This window comes from Buttiauxella ferragutiae, from assembly GCF_022637515.1.
GTDB lineage: Bacteria > Pseudomonadota > Gammaproteobacteria > Enterobacterales > Enterobacteriaceae > Buttiauxella > Buttiauxella ferragutiae.
Genome location: NZ_CP093332.1, coordinates 4820796 through 4838942, shown reverse-complemented (window position 1 = coordinate 4838942; position 18147 = coordinate 4820796). Strand labels below are relative to the sequence as shown.

Sequence of the window (18147 nt, the reverse complement as noted above, 5' to 3'; positions counted from 1 at the left end):
TAAAGAGGAACGCGATGAAAAATTTAAAAATGGCTTGTCTGATCGTTGCAACACTGAGCGCAGGTTCGGCAAGTGCGGTTTCATTTCATGGAGAGGCGGGTTCTAAATGGACCAACCTGGGTATGAGTTTTGGTGCCAATGAGCCTGGTTTTACCTTTAGTGGTAACTGGGCACATAACGATAATGACGGTGATGTTGCGAGCCTGGGACTGGGCTGGAATATCCCGTTGGGTTCGGTGCTGATTACCCTCGGCGGTAAAACGCTGTATCTGAACCCGGATGATAACGACGAAGGTTATGCCGTGGCAGTAGGGGGTGGTGCGCAGCTGCCACTGGGCGAAAATTTTACTCTGTTTGGCGATGCTTATTTTTCACCTGATTCGCTCTCAAGTGGCGTAGCACAGTATGGCGAAGCGAACGCAGGTCTTCGCTGGAATGTTAACTCCACGTTTTCCGTTGATGGCGGGTACCGTTATGTTGGCATGGAAGGGAAAGATGGCCGCAGCGATAATATCTTAGCCGATGGCGCTTACGCTGGGGTTAATTTTAGTTTCTGATAAGTTTATTTTTGTACGGAAATTAGTTTGCTGGCGAAATGGTCACACACTACAATTATCACGTTGATACATCAAGCCTCATTGATATCGTCAATTCGAGTGATTCGATCCTTTAATATTGTTTGTGCATCTTGCTGTGCCAATACAATATACCCGCCTGTCCGGCGGGTATTTTTTTATCTAAATATTAAAATTTATTTTTAAATAAAAAGAATTTTGAATACGTGGTGCATTAACCTTATGCTGGTTTCAGCTCATAGGGACGTGGGCTATGTAAGCAACCATCAAATAGTAAGCAGTACGAGGCCACACTATGGCAACATAGTGTGGCTTTTTGCTATGTGATTTTCTGCTAACGTGAGGAGATTAAAAAGGTTTTTGTTACAGGTGAATGACGTAAAATGAATGTTCACTTTTTTGCTTTTTCATTTGGCTAGCGCACGGTTGCTATATATATAAATAAGCGAAAAAATTAATTATCGGGAGTGGAGTTAAGAGTGGAATCCAGGTTTTGATTCCGATTCTTTTAATTATTATTCATTGTAATAAAATGAAAACATAAAGGGTGGAAAACTCCATTTCGAGCATGGTGAGCTCCAGGTTACATATCTGCACTATTGTAATTATTTTTGTTAAAATATGGTTAATTTATTTATTTAAAAATAAACGAGTAATGGTTTTCAATGTCCTTCGAGCTGCGTTAATAATAGAACTGTACTATTTGTATTAATGCTTATTGTTCTTAAGGGTATCGAATGAAGAATATGTTTAAAATTGCCATGATGGCAACCGTTCTGGCTTTTTCTGGTGTGGCTTCTGCATCCAACTCAACCGAAACACTGCCGCAGGATAACCTGGCACAGCAATTAAAGCTGACACCAGAACAAATGAAGACGGTGAAGGCACTGCGCGAAGATGCACAAAAAGAGATCAGTAAGATTAATACTGATGCTTTAACTCAGGATGCGATTGTTGATATGTTCCATACCGGCGTGTGGGATGACACTGCGGCGAAGAAACAGCTGACCGCGATTGGCGATATTCAAGGCCAGGTACGTTACCAGCGTGCGAAGTATCTGTTTAATGTTAGCCGCGTGCTGACCACTGAACAAAAGCAGCAGTTGCAGCAGATGCTGATTGAGAAACAACTCTACTGATTGACGTTGAATATGTCGGATGACGCTAGCGCTTATCCGACCTACACCAGACTTGGATTTTGTAGGGTGGATAAGCGTAAGCGTCATCCACCAATTAACGCAGAAATGTCAGATTGGGATTTTGTAGGGTGGATAAGCGTAAGCGTTATCCACCATTAATGCAGAAATGCCAGATTGGGATTTTGTAGGGTGGATAAGCGTAAGCGTCATCCACCATTAACGCAGAAATGCCAGATTGGGATTTTGTAGGGTGGATAAGCGTAAGCGTCATCCACCAATTAACGCAGAAATGCCAGACTGGGATTTTGTAGGGTGGATAAGCGTAAGCGTCATCCACCATAATGCAGAAATGCCAGACTTGGATTTTGTAGGGTGGATAAGCGTAAGCGTCATCCACCATAATGCAGAACTGCCGGATTAGGATTTTGTAGGGTGGATAAGCGTAAGCGTCATCCACCAATTAACGCAGAAATGTCAGACTTGGATTTTGTAGGGTGGATAAGCGTAAGCGTCATCCACCATTAATGCAGAAATGTCAGACTGGGATTTTGTAGGGTGGATAAGCGTAAGCGTCATCCACCATAATGCAGAAATGCCAGACTTGGATTTTGTAGGGTGGATAAGCGTAAGCGTCATCCACCATAATGCAGAAATGCCAGACTTGGATTTTGTAGGGTGGATAAGCGTAAGCGTCATCCACCATAATGCAGAACTGCCGGATTAGGATTTTGTAGGGTGGATAAGCGTAAGCGTCATCCACCATTAATGACAGAAATGTCAGACCAGGTATGTTCTCAGGAGTCTTTCTCGGTAAGCGGTTTTAATACCTTACCAATTTGTACTAAGCCATTCTTATTATTATCTTTCAGATAGATATTGTTCAGCTCACCAAACTCCTCGAGCCGTGTCAGCGCCTGAAACACGTTATCAATGCCATCCCGATTATCAAATACATCACCACTTTTCAGCTCATCCACTCGTGCCGATTTAATTTCAGCCGTCAGGCTAGCGATAGCTTGCTGATTGGTTTTGTGCAGGCTTTCTAATTCCGCAGGGTTACTATTCGCCGGGGCGGAAGGTGACGGGGTGGCGTGGAAGTCGAGAGTATTTAACGCTTCAACCTTATCATCGCCTGGTTGAGCACAACCGGCTAAAACGAAAGCGAATAAAAACAGGGATTTCTTGAACACGATATTTCCTTGCAGGTTGCTTACTATTTAACTCAGACGGCAACTTACCTGCACGGTTATCCGGAAACTATATTAAGTTTGTTTAAATTTGAACGATAAAAAAGGCAGGCCACCGTTGCAACCTGCCATCTGGATGTTATTTAACCAGTTTGTCTTCAGTACGCAAATCAAAGTCAGAGGCGTCGTGGCGTTCATGCAGCTGCTGCGACGGCTCTCCGAACGTGCGGTTCACAATACGCCCACGTTTCACTGCCGGGCGATTCGCCACTTCATCGGCCCAACGGACAAAGTTTTTGTATGAGCTGATGTCGAGGAATTCAGCAGACTCATATAACCCACCTTTTGCCAGGCTACCGTACCACGGCCATATCGCAATATCCGCAATCGTATACTCATCGCCCGCAATGAAACGATGTGTCGCCAACTGGCGGTCCAACACATCTAACTGGCGCTTGGTTTCCATGGCAAAGCGGTTGATGGCGTACTCAATTTTCACTGGCGCGTAATGATAGAAGTGGCCGAATCCACCGCCAAGATACGGAGCGGAACCTTGCAGCCAGAACAGCCAGTTCAGGGTTTCGGTGCGTGCCGCCAGCTCTTTTGGCAGGAAAAGACCGAACTTCTCCGCCAGATACAGCAAGATTGAGCCGGACTCAAACACGCGAATCGGCGGGGTGACCGAATGGTCCATTAGCGCCGGGATTTTCGAGTTCGGGTTCACATCCACAAAGCCGCTGGAGAACTGATCCCCTTCACCGATGCGAATCAAATGTGCGTCGTATTCGGCCGCGCTGACACCTGCCGCCAGCAGTTCTTCCAGCAGAATAGTGATCTTCTGCCCGTTCGGTGTGCCAAGAGAATAGAGCTGCAATGGATGCTTGCCGATGGGCAGAGTGCGTTCGTGTGTTGGGCCGGCAATCGGGCGATTGATGTTTGCAAAGGTGCCGCTGTCGCTTTTATTCCACGTCCATACTTTCGGTGGCTGATATTGATTATCTGACATGTTGTGTCTGCCTTTGGGTTGCCAGGGAGTGACTGAAAAGTGTAACTCCACTTTGTTTTGTTCGGTAATCGCCCGCTATTTTTTTTTACTTCCGTAGGTGTGATCTGGGGTAACAATAAATTAACTATAAATTTGCAATATGAACCAAATGATACAACATTAGCCCAATTACCCCGAGCGACCAGGAGCCATCATGCAGCGTTCAATTGCAACCGTATCTATCTCTGGCACGTTGCCTGAAAAACTGGCCGCAATATCGGCTGCTGGTTTTGACGGCGTCGAAATCTTTGAAAATGACCTGCTTTACTACCCCGGTTCACCTGCGGATGTGCGCAAAATGGCCGCAGATCTGGGGCTGACTATCACGCTGTTTCAGCCGTTCCGCGATTTTGAAGGAGCCTCTCGCCCACAGTTTGCCAGCAACCTGGAACGTGCGCGGCGTAAATTTGCTCTGATGCACGAGCTGGGCTGCAACACCATGTTGCTGTGCAGCAATGTGGCTCCAGATTGCTCGCCGAGCCTTGATTTACAAGTCAGCGATTTAGCGCATCTTGCTGAACTTGCACAACAAAATGAAATTATCGTCGGCTACGAAGCATTGGCGTGGGGCACCCATGTAAACCGTTACCGTCAGGCGTGGGAGCGGGTAAAACAGGTTAACAGCCCAGCGTTGGGGCTGGTTCTGGACAGTTTCCATGTGCTGTCGCTCGGCGACCAGTTGATTAATCTCGACGATATTCCGCTTGATAAAATCACCTTCCTGCAACTGGCCGACGCCCCGCTGATGAAAATGGATGTGCTGGAGTGGAGCCGTCATTTCCGCTGCTTCCCAGGGCAAGGTGAATTGCCGGTGGTGGAATTTACCCGTTTGCTGACCGAAAAAGGCTACCGCGGCCCGTGGTCGCTGGAGATTTTCAATGACAACTTCCGCGCCACGCCGAACGCGCCAACGGCGAAGGATGGCTATCGTTCGCTGCTATGGCTGGAAGAACAAACCTGGAACGGCAACCCGCAAAGTGATGCGCCACTGTTCCATAGCGCGCCGCAAGCCAGCTACCAGGGGATTGAATTTTTAGAGTTCGCCACCGACGCGCAAGATGCCACAGCACTTGGCGAAGCTCTGCAACCGCTAGGTTTCGCGCAGACCGGGACCCATCGTTCAAAAGATGTTTCGCTGTGGCGCAACGGTGGGGTGAACGTGATTATCAACCATCAGGCGCACAGTTGGGCGGACGAGTTTCATCGTCGCCACGGCGTGTCGTTGTGTGCCATGGCGTGGCGGGTGAAAGGGGCGGCGAATGTGCTGCAACGCGCACAAGATTATGGTTACCCGATCTGGCACGAAGAACACGGCCCGGACGAGCGTGCACTGGCAGCGATTTGCGCGCCAGACGGTAGCCTGATTTATTTAATAGAAGCGCCAGAGCAGGGCGAAAGCGATATTTATCAGACCGATTTCACGCTGTCTGATTCAGTGAATACTGGCGTATTGCGCGGCATTGATCATCTGGCATTAGGCCTGGTGGAAGGTAGCCGCGATAACTGGATTATGTTCTTCCGTGCGGTATTTGGTTTCGAGCTGGATAACGAGCTTAGCGTACCGGACCCGTATGGCCTGGTCAGAAGCCAGGTGATGCACAGCCCGTGTCATTCGATTCGCCTGCCGCTGAATATGTCGCACAGCCTCGATACGCAAATCGCCCGTTCAGTGGCGAGTTATCAGGGAACCGGCCTGCAACATGCGGCATTTTCCTGCGATGATTTACCGGCGACAGTGGAAAGCCTGCAATCGCAAGGGCTGAAATTGCTGACGATCCCGGCCAACTATTATGACGATTTACTGGCGCGTTACGGCGAAAACAACGCGTTATTACAAGGACTTGAGCGCCTCGATATTCTTTACGAGCGTGATACACGCCAGCAGGAATTTTTGCACGCCTATACGCCACCGTTCCGCCCGGATCGTTTCTTCTTTGAATTGGTTGAGCGGCGCGGGGATTATCAACAATATGGTGCCACTAACGCGGCTGTTCGCCTGGCGGCAATGCAGATGCAGTCATTCGATTGATAACAATAAATGAACCTTAAGGTTCAATAAAACACCTGTAACCTATAAAATAATAGAGGAAGCAACCATGGCGAGTTATGGCCAGGGCGACATCGCCGCCCAGAAAACTGGTGTTGTAAAACGAACCCGTACCCGAATGGTGATTCTGACCCTTTTGGCTATCGGGACCATGATTAACTACCTGGACCGCACCGTTCTGGGTATTGCGGCACCGCAACTGAGTGCCGATCTCGGCATCGGTGCGGCCACCATGGGGATTGTCTTCTCGGCGTTTGCCTGGACTTATGCGGCCATGCAGATCCCCGGCGGCATCTTCCTTGATCGCTTCGGCAACAAAGTCACTTACGCGCTGGCACTGTTCTTCTGGTCGGCATTTACTTTATTCCACGGTTTGACGGTCGGGCTGAAAACGCTGTTGCTCTGCCGCTTAGGCCTTGGGATCAGTGAAGCGCCGTGTTTCCCTGTCAACAGCCGGGTGGTCGGCAAATGGTTCCCGCAGCATGAACGCGCCCGCGCTACGGCGGTGTATACCGTTGGTGAATATATCGGTCTGGCCGCGTTTGCTCCGCTGTTGTTCTTTATTATGGAAACCTTCGGCTGGCGTGCGCTGTTTATTACGGTGGGCGTGGTCGGCATTTTGTTTGTGCTGGTGTGGTGGCGTTTTTATCACGAGCCGCATGAGTCAAAAACCGCTAACTCGCTTGAACTGGAATACATCGGCCATGATGACAAAGAGGCTGAACCTGAGCCGAAGATGAATTTTAGCTGGGCGAACGTCGCAAGGCTGGTGAAATGCCGCCAGATCCTTGGCGCGGGGATTGGCCAGTTTGCCGGGAATACCACCTTAGTGTTTTTCCTGACCTGGTTCCCGACTTATCTTGCTACCGAGCGCCATATGCCGTGGCTGAAAGTGGGCTTCTTCGCGATTATGCCGTTCCTCGCTGCGGCAGTAGGCGTGATGTTTGGTGGCTGGGTTTCTGACCAAATTCTGAAACGCACCGGTTCGGTGAACATTGCCCGCAAACTGCCGATTATTGCTGGCCTGCTGATGGCGAGCCTGATTATTTCGGCGAACTGGATGCCGACTGACGCGCTGGTGATTACGGTGATGTCGGTGGCGTTCTTCGGGCAAGGCATGGTGGGACTTGGCTGGACGCTGATTTCTGATATGGCACCGAAGAACCTTGCGGGGCTGACGGGTGGCTTATTTAACTTTTGCTCAAACCTTGCGTCGATTATCACGCCGTTAATCGTTGGTTTTATCGTTGCAGCTACCGGTAACTTCTTCTACGCGTTGGTGTATATCGGCGGAGCGGCACTGCTGGGCGTGTTTGCCTATGTCTTTATTCTTGGCGATATCAAACGTATTGAGCTGGCGGATTAATCATGGAAATTAGTGGCAACACCCGTTTAATCGCCCATTTGGGCTACCCAACTACCACCTTCAAAGCGCCGATGATTTACAACCCGTGGTTTGAAGAACAAGGCATTGATATCAAAGTGGTGCCGATGGGGGTAAAGCCTGGTGATTATGCGCAACTGATTCCTTCTTTATTCAGCCTGACCAATATTGTTGGGGCGCTGGTGACGATGCCGCACAAAGTCTCGACCTGCGAGTTAGTCCACAGCCTGAGTCCGACGGCACAAATCGCCGGAGCCTGTAATGCTATTCGTCGCGAACCAGATGGCAGCCTGCGCGGCGATATGTTTGATGGCGACGGTTTTGTGCGCGGTGTGTTGCGCAAAGGGATTCAGGTTAAAGGCGCCAGCGCGTTGGTGGTGGGCAGTGGTGGCGTCGGTTCGGCTATCGCGGCGTCGCTGGCGGCGGCGGGCGTTGATAAGCTGGCGTTGTTTGATACCCGCCAGGCAAGCAGTGAAGAACTGGCGTCTCGTCTGCGTCGGCATTATCCGGCGCTCACGGTACTAACGGGGTTGCGCAACCCGCAGGCGTTTTCCATCGTCGTCAACGCAACACCGCTGGGCATGAATCCAGGTGATGAATTGCCCATCGACGTGGATGCGATAACACCGGGGAGTTTTGTTGGCGAAGTGGTGATGAAAAGTGAAATCACCCCATTTTTGAGTGCCGCAATGCAAAGAGACTGCCAGATTCAACCTGGTACCGATATGTTGTTTGAGATGATTCCGGCTTATATGGAATTTTTTGGCCTGCCAGAAGTCACGCCTCAAGCGCTGCGCAGAGTGGCGAAAATAGATTATTAACAATGGATTAGCTTCACATTGTGCCCCTGTTAAGCGAAGCGCTAAAACAGGGGTGTTTTAGCTCCAGAGCTGTGGACGGCTAAAATAATCCTTGTCATTCATCGCCTAAGCATGAGTTAATACGCCCCATCGGTTTGACGTACAGACCTTTAAAGCAACTTAGTAAAGCAGTCCTTCAAGAGTCATCCCTGGATACCCTTTGTCGTGTGCTCTTCTACCGCTTCATAAAATCTGTAAAGCATACCAAATCGCCGTAAGGCACACTTAATCCAAAAGGTAATACACATGTCTAACAAAATGACTGGTCTGGTAAAATGGTTCAACGCTGATAAAGGTTTCGGCTTCATCACTCCAGACGACGGTTCTAAAGACCTGTTCGTTCACTTCTCTGCAATCCAGAACGAAGGTTACAAATCTCTTGATGAAGGCCAGAAAGTTTCCTTCACCATCGAGAACGGCGCTAAAGGCCCAGCAGCTGGTAACGTAACTAGCCTGTAAGGTTAGCGTTAACTAAGCTCTAAAGAATTTAAAAACCCGCTTCGGCGGGTTTTTTCGTTTCTGGCGTTTTATTCGTTAACTCATTTCTCGTAACAGACACGATTCCTGCCGTTTTTCTTCGCCTTGTAAAGCTGCTGGTCGGCTTGTTCAACTAACATTTCCAGTGCCATTCCTTCGCGCCATTGCGCAATTCCCTGGCTGACAGTCAGTACCGCCGAAACCCCAGAACCTTTATGCAGTATATGGGCATGGGCAATATTCTGCTGGATTCGCTGGCTGATGTTTTTCGCCTGGGAAATATCGTTGCAGACAGTTAACACCACAAACTCCTCGCCGCCAAAACGAAAGGCGCTGTCGGTCTCTTTGCGCAGGGATTGTTCGATGCAGCGTGACACATTGATCAGGCATTTATCGCCAGCCACATGCCCATATATATCGTTGTATTGTTTAAAGAAATCAATATCCAGCACTATCATAAACAGCTTTTTCTTGCTCTGCGCGAGCGTGCTGACGTGCTCTTCAAAGTAACGCGCCAGGCTCAGACGGTTATACAAACCGGTTAAGGCATCGTAGTGCGCTTGCTGAACCAGTTTTTTGATCAGGATATTTTTTTCATATTCGCTGCGCTGCACGCGCTGATACCACTCCAGCAAAATGTAGCGTGCAGAATAGATAACTAGCAGCATGATCAACGCACCGACGAATTGTGCGATGCTGAATTTACGCTGAAAGAAGAATTCGACATACAGCAAACACAAAACTAACGGGGCGGAGAACAGTAACAATAAGCGGCCAGAAATAAAGAAGGTGATGGTTGCGGGTAATAACAATGATACGGTCATCATCAGTGTGACAAGCGGGTTTTGGTAAAACTGGGTGAAGTTATACAACAAAACGGACCACAACAAACCAAAGGTCAGCACCACAAAGGGCAGGGCGTAGTGGTAAAAACCGTCGTTAATATTCTTCTTTATTTTCAGCGTAATCATCAGGTTTATTGCGGCTAACGCGATGATACAACCGCAAAGTATTTGCAACGGAAGCGGCAGGGTATCGAGATCGCTGCGATGAATACCGCGCAACAGCAACCAGGCGCAGAAGATAATATTCAGTGATAAAAACCACATGTAGCCTTTGGTGCTGGTGATGACACTTTCGCCCGTGCTGTGGTTAATATCCATTGATAAGCCTTATTTCATAAGTTTAATAAATGATACCGTGCTCTCCAGTGCGGTGCCACCCTTGAAATCCGCGGCTTCCAGGCCCTTAACTTCGCACCACTTATCTTGAATATGCTTGATGCTGGTCTATGCTCAAATCAGTTATTAGGCGAGAGTGCGGTTTCTCGTGTAATTGAAAAATAAAACAAATTTCTCTCTTTACCAGGTGATGGTTATGACCAGGGCGCTGCTGTTTCTTCTGGCATGGACAACGTTGTATACCTCCTGCTTGCGGCACCCGCCGTGCAGCCGGATAAACTGCTATGAATAAATCCACGTATTCGCTGGCGGCGGTGCTCTCGCTCGGGTTGTGGCAGCCCACGGACGCCCACGCCGCAGGGTTAATTGACCCAACCGACGGTATGCTCGATATGAGCGAGTACTTGCGTGATAACCGCTACGGGTTTCTGCCGATTCCGGTGGTGATCACCGAACCGGCAGTCGGTTATGGCGGTGGGTTATTTGGCCTTTTCCTGCACGACTCTGCTGACGGTCAGCCTGGGCATACCCGTCCGGACGGGCGATCCATCCCGCCAGCGATGTCAGCATTCGGTGGTGGAGCGACACAAAACGGCACCTGGTTTGTCGGCGGTGGGCATCGCCACACCTGGAACAATGACGGCATTCGCTATCTGGTTGCCCTCGGCTATGCCAATGTAAATATTGACATTTATTCAGGCGATATCGCAGGTTTTGACAACGGAAAAGGCATTAGTACCCAAACAAGAGGGTACGGAGGTATGCAAAAATTACTGTTCCGCGTTGCAGATACTCCGTTTTTCGTTGGTGGTTCGCAATTCTATGCAAATATGGAAATATCGGCCGATAACAAGCTTATTGACCGTACCTTTCAACGTGTTCTTGGTGAGCAAAGCACCACTTCCGGTGTTGGCTTGCTGATGGAATATGACACGACGGATAACTTCTTTTATCCACGCAATGGCTTGTCGGTTACCGGCGAATACCAGTTTTACTCCAGCTTTCTCGGTGGCGATTACCGATACGACATGCTGACGCTTGATGGCAAATATTTCCAACCGCTAAGCCGTGATTTTACCCTCGCGCTGGCGGGTAATTATCAATCGCTTTCGAACCATGACAGCCATTTGCCACCTATGGCGCGGCCATACATCAAATTGCGAGGCATCTCGCAATATCGCTATCAAGGGGATTATGTCGGGACCGTGCAAACGCAACTCGAATGGCAGATGACGCCGCGCTGGGTATTGCAGGGTTTTGTCGGGGCCGGCAGTGCCAGCAACGATGCTGACGATCTTTTCCATACCGCGGAAGTGGCCTGGGGCGGTGGGTTCCGTTATCTCATCGCCCGCGAATTTGGTCTGCATACTGGGATTGATGTGGCGTTTAGCGACAACGAACAAGCGGTCTATTTCAATGTGGGGGCGGGGCTGTAGAAGGATTTTGCCGCCTGACTGACCAAGTAAAATTTAAAGAGAACGCAATGAAAACAAAATTAAAAGGTATACAGCAGTGCCGGGTATTTGCGCTTCCGCTGCTGTTTTTATCAGGTGCAGCCTTTGGCGCATCCACGGACACCACGACCAGTGATAGCAGCACATTTCCTATCTGGGGAGATGAAGCCCGAGCGCGCGGATATTCCATCCCGCTGCCGTTTGGCGTGAATCTCAGTTATATGAACATCCGCCAGAATGTGGATGTAGACAGCATTACTTTCTCCGGCCTTAAACTGGGCCAGCATGCTATTCCCAGCGACATGTTTAATATCGATGTCGGCCACACGCGCGAGCGCAGTAACAGTGAAAACCTGCGCATGGATATGTGGGTATTCCCGTTTCTGAATATTTACGGGCTGGTGGGGTACACCAAAGGTTCATCGGTTTCCAACGTTTCGGTTGATGCGGATCCGTCGCTGTATACCGGGATTGATCGCCTTATTGCTGCTTCGGTTCATCGCCTGAATCAAAGCGGTGACTTGCAGAATATTGATTTCACGCTCGATTTCGAAGGCATGACCTACGGAACGGGTTTTACGCTGGCGGGTGGTTATAAAAACTGGTTTACGCTGGTGGACACCAACTACACGCGTACCGATTTCGATATTCTGGATGGTAAAATTTCGGCGCTGACGGTTTCACCACGCGTCGGTTATCGCTTTGATATGCCACAGATTTCCGGGCCGTCGCACTTGAGCATCTGGGTTGGGGCGATGTACCAGGACGTGCAGCAGGAGTTTAAGGGGAATCTCTCTGACCTGCATATGCCAGCTTCGCTTCAGCCGCTGATAAGCGCGGTGAACCAGGATAACCAGGGGCGTTTCGATGTTAAGCAGCATCTCACCTCGCCGTGGAACACGCTGATCGGTGCGCAATATGAAATCACGCAAAACTTTAATGTGCTGACAGAAATTGGTTTTAATGAGCGTAATAGCTTCTTCCTGGCAGGTGAATACCGATTCTGATGAACACAAGCAGCGCGCTATTTTTGGGGTTGTTAAGCCTGATGTTGATACCGACCGCCACTGAAGCCATGACGCGCGAAGAGATTGACGGTTTTCTGGGTAAGTTGGGGGCGGATAATCAATACGACCCAAGCAAGGGCATTAACTGGAGCGTGCTGCCAGGGCCGTTTTATACCCCGGAGTTGAAGCTTGGCCTCGGGACGGCGGTGGCGGGTGTTTACCGCGTTGATCCTCATGACCGTGTGACGCAAAACTCGTCGCTATCGTTAACCGGGTTTGTCAGCACCAGCGGGGCGCTGGGGCTGGGCATGAAAAACTACACGTTTTTCACCGGTGACGAGTGGCGGTTGTTTATCGACGGATCGCTGGCAAAAATTCCCACTGGATTTTGGGGGATTGGCTACGATGCGGCGCAAGGTAACGAGCAGAAATACACCCAGCAGTCGTTCAGCCTCCATCCCCAGATCATGCGTCAGGTGGTGGATAACTTGTATGCCGGCGTGGGTTGGGATTTTTCGAACTACAAAGCCGACAACATTGATGATCCGCATCCAGGTGATAACTTTTCGAGTTACAACGCGGGTGGCAGCACGCTGAGTTCCGGCGTGACGGCGACCATTAATTACGATTCGCGCGATGTGATCACTCGTCCACAACACGGTCAGTTTTTCAGTGCCGAATACAGCGTTTTTGATCCAGCATTCGGCTCGGACACGCACTTCACCGCTCTGCAACTGCAATACAATTATTATCTTCCGCTTAGCGATCAGGATGTTCTGGCGTTCGATCTTTGGGGGCGCTTCACCCGTGGTGATGTGCCGTGGGATCGTTTATCTCAGGCGGGGGACGACAACCGGATGCGCGGTTACTATCAGGGGCGTTATCGCGATAAAGACGTGGTCAGCACACAAGTGGAATACCGCAAAAAACTCAACTGGCGACACGGCTATGTTTTATGGGTCGGTGCAGGGGCGTTGGGCGATAGCCCGCATAATTTGTCAGATAACCCGCTGTTGCCCACTATTGGCGCGGGTTATCGTTTTGAAGTTAAGCCAGACATGAATATCCGTCTCGATCTGGGATTTGGCAAAGAAAGTACCGGTTTTTATTTTCAAGTTGCGGAGGCATTTTAATGCGCGCCTGGATTTTTACTCTGTTGCTCGGTGCCGCCTGCGTGAGCGCAGGTGCTGCCGCAGCATCAACGGATTTTCTACCCATCGAACAGGCGCGGCGCGTGTGGCCTGTTGCTCAGGAGCTTACCGCCCCTGAATCTTTGCGGCCTTGCTGTGCGTTTGGTTATGACCTGCAAGTGCGCGCCGTGGGTGTGCCAATTCCGGTCTACCAGATTGGTAATATTCTGACGCTCTCGACGCTTGGCAATCATCGTTATAACGACAGTGCACTAGGGGCAGTCAAAAATATCGTCGGTCTGAGCGAGGAGAAAAGCGGCCTGATTTATACCCGTCACGGCGGTTTTATCGATATCGCCCACGTCCGTGATACCGCCGATAACACCTTCTATCTTTTCACGCAGATTTATTCGCGTCTCGGCCAGGACTGGCGGCTGTTCTACAGTGAAGAGTTGGGGGTCAGGCGCATTCAACTGCATGCGTTTACTCCACCGGCCTCGATGTCGGAACGCTACACGATTGCTGCGTGGCTTGCGGGGCATCTCGCATTTCAGCTCGCGCAATGGCATGAGATTGCCCAGTGGTACGGCTTCGAGTCTGTGCCGGGGTTTCCTGAGGAGATATCTGCGTTCTCACCCGAAGATCTCTACTCCAATCTATTGGGGGCAAGGCTTGCGATTAATGTGATTCTGCATGGCCAGGCGGGGTCGATTGACTCCTACGACTCCGCAATAGACAAAGCGTTGCACAAGGCGCTGGTGCAGTTGGGAGCCGTCTCCAAAGCAGAGACAGAAAGAGAGTTTCGTGAAGTGGACGGCAGTTGGTGGAACAGCAAACGCCGGGTGCCGGATAAGTTTTTGGTGCTTAACCGTAATTACGATTTGAGTGAGAACCGCTATCCAACTCCAGTCCCGTTTGAAAGGGCGGAACCTTATCGCCTGGTGATGCCTGTCACCGTCGCGGGCGCTACGCTGAGCGAGCTTGGGGAACTGCAAATTCATACCGGGAGCGATATGCGTGGCCTGAAAGCGCCGGAAACCTTTTATGTCCCCTCGCAATTCCCGGAGCTGGCTGAACAGGCTAAATTCGCTGACCAGATACAGCTCCAGCAGATGAAGAAATGAGGTCATAAGTAATCGTTATTGGACGAACGTCAGCGAGTCCGCTTTGATGTTGCAAATATGTTAGTAACATTTTGAAGGTTAAACATGTTCACCATTAAAATCGACGATTTGTCCCATCACGCGGTACAGACATTAGTGGCTTACCATATTTCCGGCATGCTGGAACAATCGCCACCGGAAAGCAGCCATGCGCTGGATGTGCAAAAACTCCGTGACCCCGCCGTGACATTCTGGTCGGCGTGGGAAGGGGAGCAACTAGCCGGCATTGGCGCGTTGAAAATGCTCGATGGCAGCCACGGTGAGCTGAAATCAATGCGCACTGCGACTGAGTTTTTGCGGCGTGGCGTGGCGAATCAGTTTTTAGTACATATTTTGCAAGTCGCGCGCGAAAGGGGCTTGCAACGTATCAGCTTAGAAACGGGAACCCAGCCAGGATTTGCCGCCTGCTACCAACTCTATCTCAAGCATGGCTTTGTCGATTGCCAACCCTTTGCCGATTACCAACTCGACCCGAATAGCCGCTTTATGACATTGGTGTTGTGAGTGGATGCACCCTGAGCCTGCCGGTGATGAAAAGACTGGCAGGATAATTCCGCACAGAATTTACCCTCAGTTATTTACTCCCTATAAAATAATTCATCTGTTAATCAATTCCTCTTTTATATCCACCGTACATATTACGTATTGGCGCCTGATTAGCGGGGGTGTGGCATCGCTATTCTTTAAATAGGCAAATAATCATGAAACTTCCTAATCTTCACTGGCTATGACGGAGATCCCATAATCATTAAACGATAATGATGTATCAATCTTGTGAGTGATGAATCATGATAAAGTTATCCATGCAAACTATATGTGTTTATAGAAATTTGGTTGTTTTTATTATTTTTACTCATGACTATCAGTGACATACTCAAAAGGAAATAAAGATGAAAAGAATCATTTTAGGCATGGTTGCTTGTACATTCACGTTCAGTTCATTTGCTGCAGAAATGATGTCGCAAAAAGATTTTGAGAAGGTGAAAGATCAGTATGTCGAAGTTGGAAATATCTCTACTTCGGGTGAAACCAGTACTGCTGATGCGAAAGCTGAGTTGTCAAAAAAGGCTGATGAGAAAGGCGGTGATATTTATGTGCTGACATCAGGGAATACCAATAATAAAATACATGGAAACGCAGTGGTCTATAAGAAGAAATAACGTTTCAGCACAGCATCAGCCGTTTATGGTTGATGCTGTTTTTTTTGTAGTGTCATGGGATCGGATAAAAACGTTGGCAAGGTTTTTGAACAGCGCTTGCAGTGGTTAATCCCCAGAAAGCAAAAAACCCGCCATAGGCGGGTTCTTCTGAATAGTGGTGCCCGGACTCGGAATCGAACCAAGGACACGGGGATTTTCAATCCCCTGCTCTACCGACTGAGCTATCCGGGCAACGGGGCGCATTAAACCGTAATCTGCATACCCCGTCAACCAAATTTCACATTTTACCGTTCGGTTGCTTAACTTTGCGGCAAACTCTGCTTTTTGGGCATTTTTTTGCTTAAAATCACAGCACGCCGTTGTCGCCTGCTCGTGCCTTCCAGCCGCTTTTCACTGAAGTGACATGGCGTAAACCTGAAATATAATATCCGTTAACGCTCTCTTCACCTTCTCTTGGGGAACTGATCGCGATCTCAGCACCGACGCCTTTATTGTAGCTACCGTGATGGCTGGCTACGGTGCCGATATAGCATTTTTCATTCAGCCAGACTGGGATGTAGGCGACGCTCTCAAAAGCGTAGTGCAGGGGGACACCCCGGTGGTAACTTTCCGCTTCTTTCGCTGATGTGCCGGGTGGAATAGGGCAAATTGGCGGGACTTTCTGGTCAGCAGCCATATCCTTCAGAAGATGGTCCTGCATGGTATCAAGCGACTTTAATAATCTGGCCTTGTCTTTGTCACTTAGCGCAGGTGTCTTCGGTTGATTTTCTTCGGATGAGCTGATGGTATCCAGTGTGTAGCGATAGCGGATGGTGATAGCAGGGGTTTTGTCATCAACGCTAAACGGGCGCAACAAGTAAAGATTGTCTTCACCAAACTGCCCGTTGAACCAGAGAGCGTAAACCTGGCCGTTGATGCGCACCCATTCGCTCCACTGGTTCGCTCCGCGCCCGTTTTCTGAGAAAAAGGGTCCAAAACCGTCGTGACTTGAACGGTCAGCTCGAGGGTTGTAGAACGAATTCTCACCGCGCTTTAAAACTCCGGTGTAACTATATAATCCCGTACCGCCCACGTAGCTGTTGATAATGAGATCTCGTTTGCCATCGCCATCCATATCAAGCAGCGTGAAGCTAATACTGCCATCTTCCGACTCCACCATGACGGGGCTGCGTAAAAATGCCTGCCATTCGTCGTCACTTATCTCTGCTGAGGGTTTGGTTTTTGACGGTGTAGCATCTTCAACAGTGGAAAGTTCAAATTTGGTGACTTCGCCGGTTAATGTGAATTGATTGGCAAGTTTAGTGAGGGTTAATTCAGGATCGGTTTTTTTCAGGTCGGTCACCGCCTGGTAAAGCTTCTGTAACGCGGCGTTGTCGGTATCTACGTCGTGTTGGGTACGTACTCTGCTGACGAACGTAGGTAGAGTCCAGGCGCCGTTGTGGCCACTGCTACGGTATTGATCCCGCAGAAGAAACTGCTTACCGTTCCAGACCCATATTTGTATTGGACCACTGAGCCGGGCTATTTCGCCATTTTCATATTTACTGGCATCGTGGGTGATCAATTCTGGGCGAGCGGTAAGGGTATTGTCGGTCAGCCACAAGGCAAAGCGGGAACTATCAAAGCATTCGGTTTTAATCAGTGCATGATTCTTATCGACAGGAATGCGGTAATACGTTCGCGTTTGTTCATCCGCAATTTCACGGCATTGCATCTCAGGGGTGAGTTTTAGCTGAGGCGCTATTTTTTGTAATTGCGTGGTAGTCAAAGGTACTGCGTCTGGAGCCGGGATAACGGGTTGGCTGATGATAAGCGGGGCAGGTTTAGCCAGTAATACATTGTCGGTATTTTCATTGCCGGGATGAAGCATGGCATTGGAAGTATTGGTGGTTTTTTGGAATTCATCCATTTTCAACAACACGGCATTGGAACCTGCTGATGAGAGCGGGATGCGCTTTCCGCCAGATTCGAATTCTATGGTGTTGTCCTGGCTCAACGCGGTCAAAAATGCGTCCCGGGCGGTAAATTGGATGGAAAAACTTCCGTCTGAAAGAGGGGTTAACTCGCCTTTCTGTTCACCATCTATAAAAAGCGTGGCGGATGATGCCGTGGGTTGTGCGAAGGTGACTTCAACTTTTGCGCTGGTTTCGCGACCGGCAACCCGCGTTAATAAGACGCTTACCAAATCGCGGCTGTATCCTGCCGCCCGACAGGTGCCGGTATTGTCGCAGGAAACTTGCCAGTCTTTATGTTCGAAAGATAATCCGGTTAACGGTGCGGCAAAAAGCTGAGTTGAAAACAGGCCAGCGCAGGCCAGCCAGATCAGATGACGCATATA

The 18147-nt window shown here is 49.5% G+C and carries 16 protein-coding genes and 1 tRNA gene; 12 read left to right on the top strand and 5 right to left on the bottom strand.

The features are described from left to right. Positions 1-14: 14 nt before the first annotated feature. Together MNO13_RS22365 and MNO13_RS22360 are read left to right on the top strand one after the other, a co-directional pair. Positions 15-557 carry a YfaZ family outer membrane protein gene (locus MNO13_RS22365; protein ID WP_064540956.1) on the top strand — a complete coding sequence of 181 codons (543 nt, stop codon included), beginning with the start codon at positions 15-17 and terminating at the stop codon, positions 555-557. Between the two features lie 755 nt (positions 558-1312). Further along, a complete protein-coding gene (locus MNO13_RS22360) occupies positions 1313-1714 on the top strand; it encodes a Spy/CpxP family protein refolding chaperone (RefSeq protein WP_064540951.1) in 402 nt (133 codons plus the stop codon). A gap of 794 nt (positions 1715-2508) precedes the next feature. Here the strand turns inward: MNO13_RS22360 and MNO13_RS22355 are convergent. Next, positions 2509-2904: a hypothetical protein gene (locus tag MNO13_RS22355; protein ID WP_064540944.1), complete on the bottom strand. Its 396-nt coding sequence runs from the start codon at positions 2902-2904 to the stop codon at positions 2509-2511. 136 nt (positions 2905-3040) lie between these two features. Further along, positions 3041-3907 (bottom strand): glutathione-dependent disulfide-bond oxidoreductase, encoded by an 867-nt coding sequence (gene yghU / locus MNO13_RS22350; RefSeq protein WP_064540941.1) that lies wholly within the window; start codon positions 3905-3907, stop codon positions 3041-3043. A gap of 193 nt (positions 3908-4100) precedes the next feature. Here yghU and MNO13_RS22345 point away from each other — a divergent pair, with 193 nt between their 5' ends. The 4 genes from MNO13_RS22345 (at position 4101) to cspE (ending at position 8696) form a co-directional block, all read left to right on the top strand. Further along, a complete protein-coding gene (locus MNO13_RS22345; protein WP_241939327.1) occupies positions 4101-5975 on the top strand; it encodes a bifunctional sugar phosphate isomerase/epimerase/4-hydroxyphenylpyruvate dioxygenase family protein in 1875 nt (624 codons plus the stop codon). Between the two features lie 67 nt (positions 5976-6042). Then, positions 6043-7359: an MFS transporter gene (locus tag MNO13_RS22340; protein WP_232887181.1), complete on the top strand. Its 1317-nt coding sequence runs from the start codon at positions 6043-6045 to the stop codon at positions 7357-7359. 2 nt (positions 7360-7361) lie between these two features. Further along, positions 7362-8198 carry a shikimate dehydrogenase family protein gene (locus MNO13_RS22335; protein ID WP_133522947.1) on the top strand — a complete coding sequence of 279 codons (837 nt, stop codon included), beginning with the start codon at positions 7362-7364 and terminating at the stop codon, positions 8196-8198. A gap of 285 nt (positions 8199-8483) precedes the next feature. Beyond that, positions 8484-8696 carry a transcription antiterminator/RNA stability regulator CspE gene (cspE, locus tag MNO13_RS22330; protein WP_064540929.1) on the top strand — a complete coding sequence of 71 codons (213 nt, stop codon included), beginning with the start codon at positions 8484-8486 and terminating at the stop codon, positions 8694-8696. Between the two features lie 80 nt (positions 8697-8776). Here the strand turns inward: cspE and MNO13_RS22325 are convergent, their stop codons facing one another. After that, positions 8777-9877, bottom strand: a complete 1101-nt coding sequence (locus tag MNO13_RS22325; protein ID WP_121814480.1) for a GGDEF domain-containing protein — start codon at positions 9875-9877, stop codon at positions 8777-8779. Between the two features lie 302 nt (positions 9878-10179). On the opposite strand from MNO13_RS22325, the gene MNO13_RS22320 reads away from it, so the two are divergent. The 6 genes from MNO13_RS22320 (at position 10180) to yahO (ending at position 15809) form a co-directional block, all read left to right on the top strand. Then, a complete protein-coding gene (locus MNO13_RS22320) occupies positions 10180-11331 on the top strand; it encodes a BamA/TamA family outer membrane protein (protein WP_232887180.1) in 1152 nt (383 codons plus the stop codon). Positions 11332-11378: 47 nt separating this feature from the next. After that, the gene (locus MNO13_RS22315; protein ID WP_064540919.1) at positions 11379-12356 is read left to right on the top strand and encodes a porin family protein; all 978 of its coding nucleotides are present in this window, start codon (positions 11379-11381) and stop codon (positions 12354-12356) included. After that, positions 12356-13489 (top strand): BamA/TamA family outer membrane protein, encoded by a 1134-nt coding sequence (locus MNO13_RS22310; RefSeq protein ID WP_064540916.1) that lies wholly within the window; start codon positions 12356-12358, stop codon positions 13487-13489. The genes MNO13_RS22315 and MNO13_RS22310 overlap by 1 nt, the downstream gene beginning before the upstream one ends. Then, the gene (locus MNO13_RS22305; protein ID WP_083963203.1) at positions 13489-14610 is read left to right on the top strand and encodes a DUF4056 domain-containing protein; all 1122 of its coding nucleotides are present in this window, start codon (positions 13489-13491) and stop codon (positions 14608-14610) included. The genes MNO13_RS22310 and MNO13_RS22305 overlap by 1 nt, the downstream gene beginning before the upstream one ends. Positions 14611-14694: 84 nt before the next feature. Continuing rightward, positions 14695-15153: a GNAT family N-acetyltransferase gene (locus MNO13_RS22300; RefSeq protein WP_232887178.1), complete on the top strand. Its 459-nt coding sequence runs from the start codon at positions 14695-14697 to the stop codon at positions 15151-15153. Positions 15154-15539: 386 nt separating this feature from the next. After that, positions 15540-15809 (top strand): DUF1471 family periplasmic protein YahO, encoded by a 270-nt coding sequence (yahO, locus tag MNO13_RS22295; protein WP_064540898.1) that lies wholly within the window; start codon positions 15540-15542, stop codon positions 15807-15809. A 155-nt stretch (positions 15810-15964) separates the two neighbouring features. On the opposite strand, the gene MNO13_RS22290 is transcribed toward yahO, so the two are convergent. Together MNO13_RS22290 and MNO13_RS22285 are read right to left on the bottom strand one after the other, a co-directional pair. Further along, positions 15965-16040: transfer RNA gene (locus MNO13_RS22290), tRNA-Phe, on the bottom strand. A gap of 115 nt (positions 16041-16155) precedes the next feature. Beyond that, positions 16156-18144 carry a DUF1176 domain-containing protein gene (locus MNO13_RS22285; protein WP_241939326.1) on the bottom strand — a complete coding sequence of 663 codons (1989 nt, stop codon included), beginning with the start codon at positions 18142-18144 and terminating at the stop codon, positions 16156-16158. Between the last annotated feature and the right edge of the window lie 3 nt (positions 18145-18147).